Genomic DNA, 15,374 nt, shown 5'->3' with positions numbered 1-15,374 from the left:
CCCACATTTCGACCGGTGTACGCAGGCCAAGTGTGGGAGGGGGCTTGCCCCCGATGAGGCCCTCCCAATCACCACCAATCCCTCTGTAACCTGCGCATAAACCCACTCTTTACGCCGTCTTTACGCCCCACCCACACCCTCGCTCTCGTTCCTTTACACCACTCCTGCCGACAATTGCCCTACACGCGGCACTCGCCGCTAAACGGAGAGACTTCCATGAGCGTTCTGGACGGGGTGTCACTGCTATTGGCCGTGGCGCTGTTCATTTATCTGCTGGTTGCGCTGTTACGCGCGGATCGGAACTAGGAGCGGGCTATGCACAGTTATGACTATTGGCTGATCATCGCCTTCTTCGCCGTGGTACTGGTGCCGGCACCGTTCCTGGGGCGGTTCTATTACAAGGTGATGGAGGGGCAGCGCACCTGGCTCACGCCGGTATTGGGCCCGGTGGAACGTGCCTGTTATCGCCTGTCGGGCGTGGATGAGCAGCAAGAACAAAGCTGGCAGAAATACATGCTGGCCTTGCTCGCGTTCAACCTCGCGGGCTTTTTGCTGTTGTTCGCGATCCTGCTGTTCCAGGACTACCTCCCACTGAACCCGCAGAAATTGCCGGGGCAGGAGTGGACCCTGGCCTTCAACACCGCGGTCAGTTTCATGACCAACACCAACTGGCAGTCCTACAGCGGTGAGGCATCCCTGAGTTACCTCAGCCAGATGGCCGGCCTGACGGTGCAGAACTTCGTCAGCGCGGCGACCGGTCTGGCGGTCTTGGTCGCGCTTTGCCGTGGGATCGGTCGCAAATCCACCAAGACGCTGGGCAACTTCTGGGTCGATATGACCCGCGCCACGCTCTACGGCCTGCTGCCGTTGTGCCTGGTGCTGGCGTTGTTCCTGGTGTGGCAGGGCGTGCCGCAGACCTTCGCTCACTACGTTGACGCCGTGACAATGCAAGGCGTGGATCAAGTGATTCCTCTGGGCCCGGCGGCGAGCCAGATTGCGATCAAGCAATTGGGCACCAACGGCGGCGGCTTCTTCGGTGTCAACTCGGCACACCCGTTTGAAGACCCGACGGCCTGGGCCAACCTCTTTGAGTTGGCGGCCATCATCCTGATCCCGGTGGCGCTGGTGTTCACCTTCGGCCACTACGTCAAAGACCTGCGTCAGAGCCGCGCGATCCTCGGCTGCATGCTCGCGCTGTTCCTGATCGGCGGCGCGACCTCGTTGTGGGCCGAATACCAGCCCAATCCGACCCTGAATAATCCGGCCGTGGAGCAAGCCGCGCCGCTGGAAGGCAAGGAAGCACGCTTCGGCACCACCGGTACGGTGCTGTGGTCGGTGACGACGACGGCGGCGTCCAACGGTTCGGTCAACGGCATGCAGGACAGCCTCAACCCCCTCAGCGGCATGGTTGCGCTGGTCAACATGATGGTCGGCGAAGTGATCTTCGGCGGCGTCGGCGCCGGCATGTACGGCATGTTGCTCAACGTGTTGATTGCGGTGTTCCTCGCCGGCCTGATGATCGGCCGCACCCCGGAATACCTGGGCAAAAAGCTGCAGGCCAAGGAAGTGCAATTGCTGGTCGTGACCCTCTTGGTGATGCCGGTTGGCGTGCTGGTGCTCGGCGCCATTGCCGCGAGCCTGCCCGGCCCGGCCGGTGCCATCAGTAACCCTGGCCCCCACGGTTTCAGCCAGTTGCTCTACGCCTACACCTCGGCCAGTGCTAACAACGGCTCGGCATTCGGCGGTTTCAGCGCCAACACGCCGTTCCACAACCTGATGCTGGGCCTGGGCATGTTGATCGGCCGCTTCGGCTACATCCTTCCGGTACTGGCCCTGGCCGGCAGCCTGGCGATGAAGAAGACCGCACCGATTGGCCAGAACAGCTTCCCGACCCACGGCCCGCTGTTCGTGACCCTGTTGACCGTGACCATTTTGCTGGTGGGCGGCCTGACTTTCCTGCCAACGCTGGCGTTAGGCCCCATCGCTGAACACTTGAGCATGGGCTTCTAGTAAAGGGATATGAAAATGAATATGCCTGCAAAAAACGCGGCCCCGGTCAAAACCCAGGAGCCCGCCAAAACCGCCATTTCAGCCCTGTGGCGCCCGGCGCTGGTCCAGGCGTTCGTCAAGCTGGACCCGCGTCAACTGCAACGCTCGCCGGTGATGCTGGTGGTCGAGCTGACCGCCATCCTCACCACCGTGCTGTGCTTCGTGCCTGACACCGCCGTGCCGACGTTCGTCGCGGTGCAGATTGCCGTGTGGTTGTGGTTCACCGTGCTCTTCGCCAACTTCGCCGAAGCCTTGGCCGAAGGGCGTGGCAAAGCGCGTGCCGACAGCCTCAAGGCCGGCAGTGAAGGCCTGAGCGCACGCCACAAGGAAGCCGATGGCAGCTTCAAGGTCGTGCCGGCCACCAGCCTGCGCAAAGGCGATGTGGTGCGCGTCGCCGCCGGGGAAATGATCCCTGGGGACGGCGAAGTCATCGAAGGTATTGCGGCGGTCAACGAAGCGGCGATCACCGGGGAATCCGCACCGGTGATCCGTGAGTCCGGCGGCGACCGTTCGGCCGTCACCGGCAACACTCGCCTGGTCTCGGATTGGCTGCTGATCCGCATCACCGCCAACCCCGGCGAGTCCACACTCGACCGCATGATCGCCTTGGTGGAAGGCGCCAAACGCCAGAAAACCCCCAACGAAGTCGCGCTGGATATCCTGCTGATCGGCCTGACCCTGATCTTCCTGTTGGTGGTGGTGACCCTGCAACCGTTCGCCCACTTCGCCAATGGCAGCTTGCCGCTGGTGTTCCTGGTCGCACTGCTGGTGACGCTGATTCCTACCACCATCGGCGGCTTGTTGTCGGCCATCGGTATCGCCGGCATGGACCGTCTGGTGCGCCTCAATGTCATCGCCAAGTCCGGGCGTGCCGTGGAAGCGGCGGGCGACGTGCATGTGTTGCTGCTGGACAAGACCGGCACCATTACCTTTGGTAACCGTCGCTGCGCGGCGGTGGTCGCGGCGCCTGGCGTCAGTGGCAAGGAAGTGGCCGAAGGCGCGTTGTTTGCCTCGCTGGCGGATGACACGGCGGAAGGTAAGTCCATCGTCGAATACCTGCGCGCCTTGCACCCTCAGGCCGAGCCGACTGCGGACGAGCTGACGGCCGTGCCGTTCAGTGCCGAAACGCGGTTGTCCGGTGTCGATTATCAGGGCCGCGTATTTCGCAAAGGCGCGGTGGATTCGCTGTTGGCGTTCATCGGTCTACAACGTCGCGACCTGCAGCCCGCGCTGTCGCGGGAAATCGACAAGATCGCCCAAAGCGGCGGCACCCCGTTGCTGGTGTGTGCCGATGGCAAGTTGCTCGGCGCGATCCATCTGAAGGACGTGGTCAAGCCCGGCATTCGTGAGCGTTTCGCTGAACTGCGCAAACTGGGCATCCGCACCGTAATGGTCACCGGCGACAACCCGCTGACCGCTGCCGCGATTGCGGCCGAAGCGGGCGTGGATGATGTGCTGGCCGAAGCCACGCCGGAGAAAAAACTCGCGCGCATTCGCCATGAACAGAACGACGGTCGCCTGGTGGCGATGTGCGGTGACGGCGCCAATGACGCCCCGGCGCTGGCCCAGGCGGACGTCGGCATGGCCATGAATGACGGCACTCAGGCCGCTCGCGAAGCCGCCAACATGGTCGACCTCGACAGCGACCCGACCAAGCTGTTGGACGTGGTGCAGATCGGCAAGGAATTGCTGGTGACCCGTGGCGCGCTGACCACCTTCTCCATCGCCAACGACGTGGCCAAGTACTTCGCGATCCTGCCGGCGTTGTTCGCCTCGATCTACCCGCAACTCGGCGTGCTCAACGTGATGCACTTGCAGAGCCCGCAGAGCGCGATTCTCTCCGCCATCGTGTTTAACGCCTTGATCATTGTGGTGCTGATTCCGTTGGCGCTGCGCGGTGTGCGTGTGCAGGCGGCGAGTGCGGCGGCGTTGCTGCGGCGCAACCTGTTGATCTACGGGCTGGGCGGGATTCTGGTGCCGTTCGTGGGCATCAAGGCGATCGACATGCTGCTGACTGCGCTGCACCTGGTGTAACCGAACCCTTCTTGTGTGGCGAGGGAGCTTGCTCCCGTTGGACCGCGCAGCGGTCCCAAGCTCTGCGGCTGCTACGCAGCCGAACGGGAGCTAGCTCCCTCGCCACAGGGGTTTCTCGACTGAATTGAGGATTTGAATATGTCCAACATTGTCCGCCCGGCCCTGAGCCTGCTGGTGCTCATGACCCTGATCACTGGCGTCGCCTACCCATTGGTGGTGACCGGCGTCGCCCAAGTGGCTTTCCCGGACCAGGCCAATGGCAGTCTGGTACGCGACGCCAGCGGCAAAGTGCGCGGTTCCAGCCTGATCGCCCAGGACTTTACCGGCGACGGCTGGTTCCACCCGCGTCCGTCTGCCGGTGCTTTTGCGACGGTTTCCAGCAGCGCCAGTAACCTCGGCCCAAGCAACCCGGCGCTGGCGACGCGTATCTTCGATGACGCAAGCAAACAGTTAGTGCCGAGCCAGGGGCCGGTGCCCTTGGTATCGCTGACTACCTCTGGCAGCGGTCTTGATCCACACTTGCCACCCCAGGCGATTGCCTATCAACTGGCGCGGGTGGCGGCGGCGCGGAATGTGCCGGTGTCGACCCTGCAGCGGTTGCTGGATGAACACATCGAAAGCCCGTTGGTGGGCCCGCCGGTGGTGAATGTGCTGGCGCTGAATATGGCCCTGGAAAAGTTGTAGACAGTGGCTCCGGCATCGCAGGCAAGCCAGCTCCCACAGGGGAATGCATTCCAAGTGTGGGAGTGGGCTTGCCCGCGATGGCGGCCTGAGGTGCAACCAATAAACATCTGAAGGAACCCGAGCATGAGCGACTCCGGCCGCGCCGACGCCCTGTTAGCCGATCTGCCCCGGGACGGCCGTGGCCGGCTCAAAGTTTTCCTCGGCGCTGCGCCGGGGGTGGGCAAGACCTACGCGATGCTCCAGGCCGCGCACACGCAGTTGCGCCAAGGCGTGCGGTTGGTTGCCGGCGTGGTCGAAACCCATGGTCGCGCCGAGACCGAAGCGTTGCTCAGCGGCCTGCCACAGCAACCCTTGCTGCGCAGCGAATACCGCGGCGTGATGCTCGAAGAAATGGACCTCGACGGCCTGCTCGCCGCCAAGCCCAGGCTGGTGTTGGTGGACGAACTGGCCCACAGCAACGCCCCCGGCAGTCGCCACGAAAAACGCTGGCAAGACATCCAGGAATTGCTTGCCGCCGGCATCAACGTGTTTACCACGGTCAACGTCCAGCACTTGGAAAGCCTCAACGACCAAGTGCGCGGTATCACCGGCGTGCAGGTGCGCGAAACCTTGCCGGACTGGGTGCTGCAAGAGGCCGACGAACTGCTGCTGATCGACCTGCCATCCCGCGAATTGCTGGAGCGCTTGCGCGATGGCAAGGTCTACGTGCCGGAACAGGCCCGCGCGGCCATCGATGCGTTTTTCACCCAGACCAACCTGATGGCCCTGCGCGAGTTGGCGATGCAAACCGCCGCCGCCCACGTCGATGACGATCTGGCCCAGGGTTATCGCCAACTGGGCCAGTCCGCGCCGGCAGTGCGCGGGCGCTTGCTGGTGGGGGTGGATGGCGATGCGCAGGCCGAACGCTTGGTACGGCACGCCAGCCGCGTTGCCCAGCGCCGCCATTTGCCGTGGAGCCTGGTGCATATCGACAACGGCCGGGCGCGGGATGAACAGTCGAGGCTACGGCTGCAAAATGCCCAGCAACTGGCCGAACGCCTGGGCGGTGAGGTGGTGTTGCTGCGGGCGGGGGAGGTGGCCAAGACGCTGATCCAGCATGCCGCCGAACGCCGTGCCAGCTTGTTGCTGGTGGGGCAATCGCGGATGCGTTGGCGGCGTCGGTTATTCGGGGGTGGCCTGGCCGCGCGCTTGCTGCGTCATGCGCGGGGTCTGGAAATCAACATCCTCGACAGCGACGACATGCCCGCGTCGCCCCGTTTGCCGGAGGTGCGCGGGCTGGTGTGGTTCGATTACGCGCTGGCGGTCGTGGCGACGGTGGTTGCGGCGGCAGTGGCTTGGGCGGTGTCCAGCGTGTTGCCGTTGCCGAATATCTCGCTGGTGTTCCTGGCCGCGGTATTGCTGGTGGCGGTGCGCAGCAGCCTGGGGCCGTCGCTGGTGTGTGCGGGGTTGTCGTTCATGACCTACGACTTCCTGTTTATCCCACCGAATTTTTCCTTCTCCATCCAGCGCGAAGAAGACGTGCTGACCCTGTTGTTCTTTCTGTTGATGGCGGCGCTGACGGGCAACCTGGCTGCGCGCCAACGCCGCCAGTTGCAGGCGCTGCGCGATACCCAGGAAGAAACCAGCGAACTGCTGGACCTGTCACGCAAACTCACCGCCGCTACCGATCGCCAGGCAGTGATCAGCGCGGCGGCGCATCATTTGGAAGGCTGGAGCGACCTCGACCTGTGCCTGGTCAACCGCGACGGCCAGGGCGGCTGGGCGATCGAGACCGGGGGCCCGCTGACGCTGACCGAAGCCGAGCGCGCCGCCGCCGACTGGGCCTGGCAGCACGATCAACCGGCGGGTATGGGCACCGGCACGTTGCCGTTCGGGCGTTGGTGGTGGTGGCCGCTGTCGGGCGAAGAGGGCCCGCTGGGGTTGCTGGGGGTCAGTCCCAAGCCCGGTCTGGAATTGAGCGGTCAACGCCGTCGCTTGCTGACCGCCTTGAGCCAACCGCTGGCCCAGGCACTGGCGCGGGCGCAACTGGCCCAGGAGCTTGAGTCCGCTCGGCTGCATGGCGAAACCGAACAACTGCGCAGTGCGTTGCTGGCTTCGGTGTCCCATGATTTGCGCACGCCGCTGACCTCCATGCGCGGCAGCATCGACAGCCTGCTGGCACTCGGTGAGGCCATTCCCCTGGAGGATCGCCGCGAATTGCTCGAGGGCACCCGCGATGAGGCCGAGCGCCTGGATCGCTATATCCAGAACTTGCTGGACATGACACGCCTTGGCCACGGTGCATTGAAACTGGCGCGGGATTGGGTCTCGCCGGGCGATATCGTCGGCAGCGCCCTCGGTCGTTTGCGGGCGGTATTGGCGCCGTTGCAGGTGAGTGCCGATGTGCCGCCGGAGCTGCCGTTGTTGTATGTGCATGCCGCGTTGATCGAGCAGGCCCTGGTGAATGTGCTGGAAAACGCCGCACGCTTTTCACCGCCGCAAGGCCGCTTGCAACTGAGTGCCGGGGTGTTGGATAACCAGCTGTTTTTCGCCGTGGCTGATGAGGGCCCCGGCATTCCCGAAGACGAGCGCGCAAAGATCTTTGACATGTTCTACACCGCCGCTCGCGGTGATCGAGGCGGGCAGGGCACAGGCCTGGGCCTGGCGATCTGCCAAGGCATGGTCGGTGCTCACGGTGGGCATATCAGCGTGGCCGACGGTATCGACGGGCGCGGCACCTGCATCACCTTGTTCCTGCCCTTGCCGACACAGCCTGGCCTGGAGCGCGAGGCATGAGCTACCCTGCTTTCTCCACGGATTTTGATTGGACACCATGAGCCAGACCGCGACGATTTTGGTCATTGATGACGAACCGCAGATCCGCAAATTCCTGCGCATCAGCCTGGCCTCCCAGGGCTACAAAGTGATCGAGGCCGGCACCGGCACCGAAGGCCTGGCCCAGGCGGCGCTGAGCAAGCCGGACTTGCTGGTGCTCGACCTTGGCCTGCCGGACATGGACGGCCAGCAGGTGCTGCGCGAATTCCGCGAATGGTCGACGGTGCCGGTGCTGGTGCTGTCGGTACGGGCCAGCGAAGGGCAGAAGGTCGAGGCCCTCGACAGCGGTGCCAATGACTATGTGACCAAACCCTTCGGCATCCAGGAGTTTCTCGCCCGTGTGCGCGCGTTGCTGCGTCAGGCCCCGGCCGGTGAAGCGCAGGAAGCGGCCTTGAGTTTTGGCCCGTTGACGGTGGACCTGGCCTATCGCCGGGTGCTGCTGGACGGGGCGGAAGTGGCGTTGACCCGCAAGGAATATGCGGTGCTGGCGCAACTGGCACGGCATCCGGGGCGGGTGATTACCCAGCAACAGTTACTCAAGGATATCTGGGGGCCGACCCATACCGAAGACAGCCATTACTTGCGCATTGTGGTGGGGCATCTGCGGCAGAAACTGGCGGATGACCCGACCCAGCCAAGGTTTATCGTGACTGAGGCGGGGGTGGGGTATCGGTTGTTAGGCGGGTAGGTCGTTGGTGCTTGCCTGCGATGGGGCCATCAGCATCACCAACGATCTCAGCGCTGCTCACTCTCATAGCGATCCAACGTGTCACTGGCAATCTCCCGGCCCAGCGCGATCAACTCCGGCGCCTTGTAGAACTCGAAAAACCGACACACGCGCTTTGGCACGTTAATCAACACATCCGGCGGATAACCGGCAATCTTGTACTGCGCCAGTGACGTCTGCATCACCTCGAAACTCTGGTTGATCAGGTCGAGCAGCGACGCCGGGCCGACGTTATCGATGATGAACGAACCGGTCGCCGACTTGGGGGCGCCGGGCTTTTCCGGCGCGGCGGCGGGTTGCTGGGACTCGGGCTCGGCAGACTCCAGCCACGGGTTGATCTCCGCCGCCTGGGCCTCCAATGCTTCCTGCTCCAGCTTCATCAGTTGTTCGGCCTGCTTGCGGCGAAACGGCAAGTGCGAACCGAGTGATTTCGCCAAGTTGTTGAAGCGACTCTTGAACGCTGGCGGGCGCTGGATCACCGGCAACTGGTAGTGCTTCTGGTTGGTGGCGTTAAGGTTGACCGCGATGATCAAGTCACAGTGGCTCGACACCACCGGCACGATGGGCAGAGGGTTGAGCAAGCCGCCGTCGACCAGCATGCGATTGCCTTGCATCACCGGAGTAAACAGGCTGGGAATCGCCGCCGAGGCGCGCATGGCCTGGTGCAGGCAGCCTTCCTGGAACCAGATCTCCTGCTGGTTGGTGAGGTCGGTGGCGACGGCGGTGTAGGGGATGCGCAGCTCTTCGATATTGATCTCGCCGACGATCTTGCGGATCTGCCCGAAGACTTTCTCGCCACGAATGGCCCCCAAGCGAAAACTCACGTCGACCAGGCGCAGCACGTCGAGGTAGTCGAGGCTTTCAATCCAGTTCCGATATTCATCCAGTTTGCCGGCGGCGTAGATCCCGCCGACGACTGCCCCCATGGAACACCCGGCGATACAGGCAATGTCATAGCCACGCCGTTCGATTTCCTCGATCACGCCGATATGCGCGTAGCCCCGGGCCCCGCCGGAGCCCAGCACCAAGGCAACACGTTTATTCATGGTCCATGTCCTCCCCAAGGCAGGTGCCCACAATGCACCCATTGAGGGGGCGGCTTCAATCTTCGCGGGGCCTGCAATATTTTTCCAGGATAGCCGCAGTGCTCGGGTATGCTCTGGTATTGCTGCGGTACTGCTTTGCTATAGGTACTATCGATTTCAGGCTAAGGACAGGCACTTTTCCATGTAGGCAACGTCTACAGCGTACGACTGTTTTTTCTTTATTTTGAGGTGTCATCGATGAAAGCCTGGATGTGTGTGCCTGTGATCGTGTTGGCCCTTGCCGGTTGCGCCGGGAAAACCGCGTATCGCGACAGCTGCGGCTCGCAACTGGACGCCGCCTGGAAAGAGCTGGACTTGGCCAAGGCGGAAGGTTTTGCCGGGACCGTGAGCTATTCCAAAGCCTTGTCTTTGTTGACAGGGGCCAAGACCCAGCAACAGTTCGAGGCGTTTGAAGGCTGCTCCAACAAGGCCGAGAAAGCGCGGTTCTATATCCGAGAGTCTCGCGCAGGGCGTTAACCTGCTGTGAGTAGGACATTTCATCAGCTAGCGAGGGCAGAATGTCAGCTTTGGTCGATCAGTTAGTCGCTCAGGTCATTGGCCTGGAAGTAGGGTTACTGAGCTGCCAGGCTCGCCTCGCCGCCGTCACCGACGATGAAGCCCTGCACGACCTGCGCACCACCGTGCGCCGTTTGCGCAGTTTGTTGCGCCCCTTGCGTGGGTTGCCTGGGGTTGAGCAGCTTGAATCGGCCGCCCGTACTGTCGGCCAATTGACGACGCCGCTACGCGACCGCGAGGTGCTGGCGGCTTATTTACTCCAGCAGGGTCATCACGAGGCCGCCGACCGGCGACTGCGCCTGCAACCCGCTGCTTATCGCCAAGTGGCGCAGAGCCCGGAGCTCGCGCATTTGCTGCTGATCCTCGACGCTTTCCCACGTTTTATCCGGGCCTCTGAACACCAGAAATTGCTCAAAGGTTTGCGTGCGCGCATCGAAAAACGCTTGGCCAAGCAATGGCAGAAGCTTGATGAAGCGTTGAAGGACCCCGACCATGATCGCCATCGCCTGCGGTTGTTGATCAAGCGTGTGCGTTACGCCGCTGAGGCTTACCCCGAATTGGACAAGTTGCCTGCCAACGCCCTGTCGCGGCTGAAAAAGGCCCAAGGCGCCTTGGGGGATTGGCATGATTGCTGGCAATGGTTGGCGCAAGCCGAGCATCAGGCGGATCTGCAACCTTGTGTTGCGGTGTGGCATCGCACCATGGCCAAGGCTGAAGGGCAGGCGGATCGGGTGCTGGACAAACTCAGCGCCGATTGTTTCTGAGCCGGTCCGGCTTATGGCCGGAATAGGCGCTGTACCTGGCCGGTTCGATGGTTAAGATCGCTCATCTGTTCCTCTTGATGTGAGACCGCTATGCGCTTTAGTGATTTGCTCGATGCCGCCCGTAGCAACCCGCTGGATGTCACCATCCCCGCCGAATGGGCCCAGGGTCGCGCGACCTTTGGTGGGTTGGTCGCCGCATTGCAATACGAAGCCCTGCGTGCCCAAGTGCCGGCCGATCGCCCGCTGCGGTCGCTGGCAATCACCTTCGTCGGCCCTGTAGCGCCCGACGTTTGCGCCAGTTATCAAGTCGAAGTGTTACGCGAAGGCAAAGCGGTCAGCCAGTTGCTCGGCCGCGTGGTGCAGAACGGAGAAGTGGCAACGTTGGTACAAGCCAGTTTTGGCGCGTCCCGTGAGTCGGAAATTGCGGTTGAGAGTCAAGCACCACCCGTGTTCAAACACTGGGATGAGTGCCAGGAGCTGCCCTATATCAAGGGCGTCACCCCCGAATTCATGCGCCACCTGGCAATGCGCTGGAGCGTCGGCGGCTTGCCGTTCACCGGCAACAAATCCCGCGATATGGGCGGTTGGGTGCGGTTGCGTGGAGATGTGAAAGAAGAGCCACTGACCGAGGCACATATACTCGCCCTAGTCGATGCCTGGCCCCCGGCACTGTTGCCGCACCTCAAAAAACCGGCACCGGGCAGCACCCTGACGTGGACCATCGAATTCATCCAGCCCCTGCAAGACCTCACGACTCTCGACTGGTGCCAGTACTACGTCAACATCGAGCACGCCCGCGACGGCTACGGCCATGCCGCCGCCGCGCTATGGAGCCCGACCGGCGAACTCATCGCCATCAGCCGCCAGACCGTGGTGGTCTTCGCCTGACCTCAATGCCTGTGGCGCTGCCGCCAGGCACGCCACCAGCCACCGCTCAACACAAAACGCGGAAAGGTCACGAACTGCTCGACCACCAGGCGTTGTACCGCATCATTACGGTCACTGAACGGCTCACTGGCCTGGGCTTCCAGGCTATGGCCATGCCGCTGCAGCGCCAAGCCGGCCAGGATACCGACAACCCCGATGGCAAAACTGGCCAGGCTCAGGCTGAACACACCGGACACGATCAACAGAAACCCGATGATAAACAGCGGCACGGCAATCAGGTGCAACGCCAGGTTGGTCGGGTGCTGATGGTTCTGCGGGTAGTTACGCCATTGCCAGGCGGGGAGGTTGGGATGACGTTTGCCCATGATGGTGAATCCTCTGTCCGTTGAAACAACATGGAGAGAGTTTAGGTGGGGTTGGGTGGGGGGGCGAATTGGGGTTGGCTATGGGGGGCATAGAAGGCATCTTGTGGAAAGTCACGTCATGCCCAAATAACGCAGTCATGGTCGTCCAAGTGCACCAAAAACGTGAGGTTGTTATCGGTGACCCAGAATGGGTATCCGGTCGTATCTCACCCAGAACAGCTGCAATGTCTCATGCATCATGGATTTGCCACGCCCTGTACGCCGAGTCGAATACCAATAGAACCAGATTTTCTTTGCTAATACGGTACTGTATTTCCTGCCAAAAATTAGGATTGTGTTCTGTGCTTCTTTCGTACAGCTCGACTGGGTCGAGTACGTCGCTTTCTGACGTGAAGAACTTTTTCGTCAGAGAGTGAACCAAGTTCGCCAGTTCGACCGATTCCAGTTTTTTAGCGCAGATATCTAAAGTTTCGAATGAGCGTTCCATCTCTTTTCAAGATGGTTCATCTGGGGCGCTTGCGTATATCTTAGGAGATGTTTGTTTGGGCTTATTTAAAGTAATAGTCATCTGGGCCGTTAATGTAAACATTTGGATCGCTAAGTGAAATGAATTCGGCATCGAATTCTATAGAGGCATTGTCGCTGATAGCTTCAAAAGTAAAGTAGTCGGTCTCTTTATTGATTTTTACGGTAAATACCTCATGTGCGGGGATGTTAAGAACTCTCAGGTTTTTAATGTTGTTGCAGGTTATCCCGAGTCGGCACATGTTATACCCTTTGTTTTTCCATTTTTCTGGTAGGTTGTCAGGGAATTCGGGTATGTCGAAACCCATTCCAATACAAGGTTGATCATTTTCTATCCTTAAAGAAAAAAGGGCGATCTTTCCAATTTCGACAGAACGGCTGAAAACCTTGCTGAGAAATGTACTGTTATCTAGTTCGTTCCAGTGCTTCATTTTTTTGGTTTCTTCTGTATGTCTGTTTTTTTGTTGATGCCTGCATTTTAAAAATTCTCATCGTTGCCTTTGATGTAAACGTTTGGATCACAAAGTGAAATGGATTGTGCTTTAAATTCGACTAAAGCGTCTTTGTTGGTGGCTTGGAATAGGAGGTGGTCAGGTTCTTTTATTATTTTTACAGTGAGATTTTTATGAGTCGGTATATTTAGTATTTTTAGATCCCTAATATCGTAGCAGTCAATGCCAAATCTACAAGCGTTGTAGCCTCTATTTTCCCATTTCTTTGGTAATCTATCTGGGAATTCAGATATGTCGAAACCAATTCCTAGGCTCGGGCGGTCGTTGTCTATCTGTAGAGAGGTTAGTGTGATTTCACCTATCTCGACAGGTTGGCTGAAAATCATCTCAAAAAATATATTCTTATCGAGTTCGTTCCAGTATTTCATTTTTTTCTCCTGAAGAAATAATGTGCTTCAGCATCGCTGAGTTTGCCGTTTCGGGGTTGTTCAATAGGTCGTAAATTGAAGTGTGTTGTTTGATCGCCAACTCCATCTGCTCTGCCGAATTTGTGTCCTGCTGAGTGATCCTGAATAAGTACTTGTGAGCCATCTTCTCTTGTAAATTGATATACCCTGGTCTCTATTGGTTGGCCGGCGTCATTGAGTATTTTTTTATTACTTTTATCGGTCATTGGTTCTGTTTTGTACTGTGTCGCTCGTCCTGTTGTAGGGTGGATAGAAATATCTGGGCTTTGATTCATCGGTATATGGGCATCCCTTTTAGCTTGCCTGAAAGCCCCCTTACGAGAAACTTCTGGAACGTCCGGTTCAGTAGGAGTTGAGCAAGCAGGATTTTTCTTAATCGGACCAGGGCAATTTGCGCTGAGCCCCAAAGGATCTATCCATCCCGTAGGGTTGGGCACGTACTGGTACGCATTGATCCCACCCGCCAGCTTCACTGGATCCGGTGTCAGGTACCGACCAATATCCGGATGGTAGTAGCGATGGCGGTTGTAGTGCAGCCCGCTTTCTGGATCGAAGTATTGGCCCTGGAAGCGCAGCGGGTTGTCGATTTTTCCGATGTCGAGCCGGGTGATTTCGCCGTACGCACGGTAGTGCGCGGACCAGACGATTTCTCCTTCGGCGGCGGTGAGTTCCTGCGGGGTGCCGAGGTGGTCGAGTTGGTAATAGTAGGCCTTGGTTTCCTTTGGGCCGAAGCCTTCCAGCAGGACGAGCGGGCGGAAGGTTTCGGGTTCGTAGACATAGCTGCGGTGACGGTCCTGGTGGTGCTCGGCGATGAGTGTGTCGCCTTGCCAGAAGAACTCGGTCGTAAGGCCATCAACGGTTTTGCTGATACGCCGCCCAAACGGGTCGTAGCGGTAGCTGGCAGTTTGGCCGTCGGGTTGGGTGGTGCCGATCAGGCGGTGCTGGCAGTCGTAGCGGTATTCGGTGACGAGTTGATGACCTTTACCGCGTCGTTCGCGGATGAGGTTGCCGAAGGCGTCGTAGTCGTAATGGTGGTCGCCTTGGATCATCAGGCGATTGCCCGCCACGATGTCGGGGCCGGGGCGGTTTTGCATGAGCAGGTTGCCGGCGGGGTCGTGGCCGAAGCGTTCTTGCTCGCCTTGGGAGTGGTCGGCGCGGGTGAGGCGGTTTAGTGGGTCGTAGTGATAGCGGTGCTCGCCTTTGCGAGTGTCGAGCAGGCGGGTGAGGTTGTCGGATTTGTCGTAGTCGTAATGACGGCGGTACACCGGGCCTTCGTCATCGCCGATGCTCTGGTTGAACAGGCGGCCTTGGTGGTCGTGTTGGTAAGTGCTGAGCAGTTTGCCTTGGGTACGTTGTTCTTCGCGGCCAGCGTTGAATTGGTGCGAGGTCAGAACCGCGCCATTCAGTTCAACGGTGGAAAGGTGACCGCCTTTGTCGTGGTTGAAGGTGAGGCGGTTGTTGTCGGGCAGGCGCAGGTTTGTAAGTTGGCCGCAGGCGTCGTAGCCGTAGCGCAGGGTTCCCCAGCCTTGGTGTTCGGCGGTGAGGCGGTTTTGGACGTCGTATTCGTAGGCTAAAAACCAATTACCGTCGTCAACGCTGAGGAGATTGCCCTGGCGGTCGTAGGCATAGTCGACAGAGTTTCCATCAGGCAGGGTTTTTCTTACGAGCCGACCGGCGTGGTCTCGCTCGTAGCGGGTAACCAACTGACTGCCGTCATCGCCGTGTTCCGTCTTTTCCTGAAGGTTGCCGTTGAGGTCGTAAACGTAGGCCGTGCGCTGACCGTCAAACCCGGTTTCCTGCTGGATCAGGCCATTGCTGTGGTACTGAAGTCGGTAGGTCTCGCCAACCTCGTTTTCGATTTCGGTCAGCAACAAACCCACGTTGTCGTAGCGGTAGTTGACCTGGCTGCCATCGGCGTTGAGGCGACGGCTGATCAGGTGCAAGCCGTCGGCGTATTCGTAGCGGGTAACATTCCCCAGCTCATCGCGTTCGGAAGTGATTTTT

At 60.0% G+C, this 15,374-nt stretch carries 14 protein-coding genes; 9 read left to right on the top strand and 5 right to left on the bottom strand.

What is annotated here, in order from left to right:
* Nucleotides 1-216: 216 nt before the first annotated feature.
* The 6 genes from kdpF to K7431_RS30170 all read left to right on the top strand — a co-directional run bounded on the left by kdpF (nt 217) and on the right by K7431_RS30170 (nt 8,269).
* The gene (gene kdpF, locus K7431_RS30195; RefSeq protein WP_003218754.1) at nt 217-306 is read left to right on the top strand and encodes a K(+)-transporting ATPase subunit F; all 90 of its coding nucleotides are present in this window, start codon (nt 217-219) and stop codon (nt 304-306) included.
* Nucleotides 307-315: 9 nt separating this feature from the next.
* Nucleotides 316-2,010 carry a potassium-transporting ATPase subunit KdpA gene (kdpA, locus tag K7431_RS30190; RefSeq protein WP_012722956.1) on the top strand — a complete coding sequence of 565 codons (1,695 nt, stop codon included), beginning with the start codon at nt 316-318 and terminating at the stop codon, nt 2,008-2,010.
* Between the two features lie 15 nt (nt 2,011-2,025).
* Nucleotides 2,026-4,083, top strand: coding sequence for a potassium-transporting ATPase subunit KdpB (gene kdpB, locus K7431_RS30185; protein WP_173390382.1), 2,058 nt, complete (start codon nt 2,026-2,028; stop codon nt 4,081-4,083).
* Nucleotides 4,084-4,221: 138 nt separating this feature from the next.
* Nucleotides 4,222-4,767 carry a potassium-transporting ATPase subunit KdpC gene (gene kdpC / locus K7431_RS30180; RefSeq protein ID WP_043204996.1) on the top strand — a complete coding sequence of 182 codons (546 nt, stop codon included), beginning with the start codon at nt 4,222-4,224 and terminating at the stop codon, nt 4,765-4,767.
* A 123-nt stretch (nt 4,768-4,890) separates the two neighbouring features.
* A complete protein-coding gene (locus K7431_RS30175; RefSeq protein ID WP_012722959.1) occupies nt 4,891-7,542 on the top strand; it encodes a sensor histidine kinase in 2,652 nt (883 codons plus the stop codon).
* Between the two features lie 37 nt (nt 7,543-7,579).
* The gene (locus K7431_RS30170; RefSeq protein WP_043204998.1) at nt 7,580-8,269 is read left to right on the top strand and encodes a response regulator; all 690 of its coding nucleotides are present in this window, start codon (nt 7,580-7,582) and stop codon (nt 8,267-8,269) included.
* A gap of 47 nt (nt 8,270-8,316) precedes the next feature.
* Here K7431_RS30170 and K7431_RS30165 read toward each other — a convergent pair whose 3' ends face one another.
* Nucleotides 8,317-9,354 carry a patatin-like phospholipase family protein gene (locus tag K7431_RS30165; RefSeq protein ID WP_012722961.1) on the bottom strand — a complete coding sequence of 346 codons (1,038 nt, stop codon included), beginning with the start codon at nt 9,352-9,354 and terminating at the stop codon, nt 8,317-8,319.
* Nucleotides 9,355-9,591: 237 nt separating this feature from the next.
* Between K7431_RS30165 and K7431_RS30160 the strand changes: the two genes are divergently transcribed.
* The 3 genes from K7431_RS30160 to K7431_RS30150 all read left to right on the top strand — a co-directional run bounded on the left by K7431_RS30160 (nt 9,592) and on the right by K7431_RS30150 (nt 11,561).
* Nucleotides 9,592-9,870: a hypothetical protein gene (locus K7431_RS30160; protein ID WP_012722962.1), complete on the top strand. Its 279-nt coding sequence runs from the start codon at nt 9,592-9,594 to the stop codon at nt 9,868-9,870.
* Between the two features lie 41 nt (nt 9,871-9,911).
* Nucleotides 9,912-10,673, top strand: a complete 762-nt coding sequence (locus K7431_RS30155; RefSeq protein ID WP_012722963.1) for a CHAD domain-containing protein — start codon at nt 9,912-9,914, stop codon at nt 10,671-10,673.
* Nucleotides 10,674-10,763: 90 nt separating this feature from the next.
* Nucleotides 10,764-11,561 carry an acyl-CoA thioesterase gene (locus K7431_RS30150; RefSeq protein WP_012722964.1) on the top strand — a complete coding sequence of 266 codons (798 nt, stop codon included), beginning with the start codon at nt 10,764-10,766 and terminating at the stop codon, nt 11,559-11,561.
* A 2-nt stretch (nt 11,562-11,563) separates the two neighbouring features.
* Here the strand turns inward: K7431_RS30150 and K7431_RS30145 are convergent, their stop codons facing one another.
* The 4 genes from K7431_RS30145 to K7431_RS30130 form a co-directional block, all read right to left on the bottom strand.
* Nucleotides 11,564-11,926: an Mpo1-like protein gene (locus tag K7431_RS30145; protein WP_012722965.1), complete on the bottom strand. Its 363-nt coding sequence runs from the start codon at nt 11,924-11,926 to the stop codon at nt 11,564-11,566.
* Nucleotides 11,927-12,474: 548 nt separating this feature from the next.
* Nucleotides 12,475-12,882, bottom strand: coding sequence for an Imm50 family immunity protein (locus tag K7431_RS30140; protein ID WP_043205000.1), 408 nt, complete (start codon nt 12,880-12,882; stop codon nt 12,475-12,477).
* 47 nt (nt 12,883-12,929) lie between these two features.
* A complete protein-coding gene (locus K7431_RS30135) occupies nt 12,930-13,331 on the bottom strand; it encodes an Imm50 family immunity protein (RefSeq protein ID WP_043205001.1) in 402 nt (133 codons plus the stop codon).
* Nucleotides 13,328-15,374 (bottom strand): RHS repeat-associated core domain-containing protein (locus K7431_RS30130; protein ID WP_224265983.1); only part of this gene is annotated, 2,047 nt, incomplete at its 5' end. The genes K7431_RS30130 and K7431_RS30135, both read right to left, overlap by 4 nt.

The sequence above is a fragment of the Pseudomonas fluorescens group sp. genome, assembly GCF_020093335.1.
Lineage (GTDB): Bacteria > Pseudomonadota > Gammaproteobacteria > Pseudomonadales > Pseudomonadaceae > Aquipseudomonas > Aquipseudomonas petroselini.
Note: the sequence above shows the minus strand (reverse complement) of the source record. Positions and strands in the feature narration are given on the sequence as shown.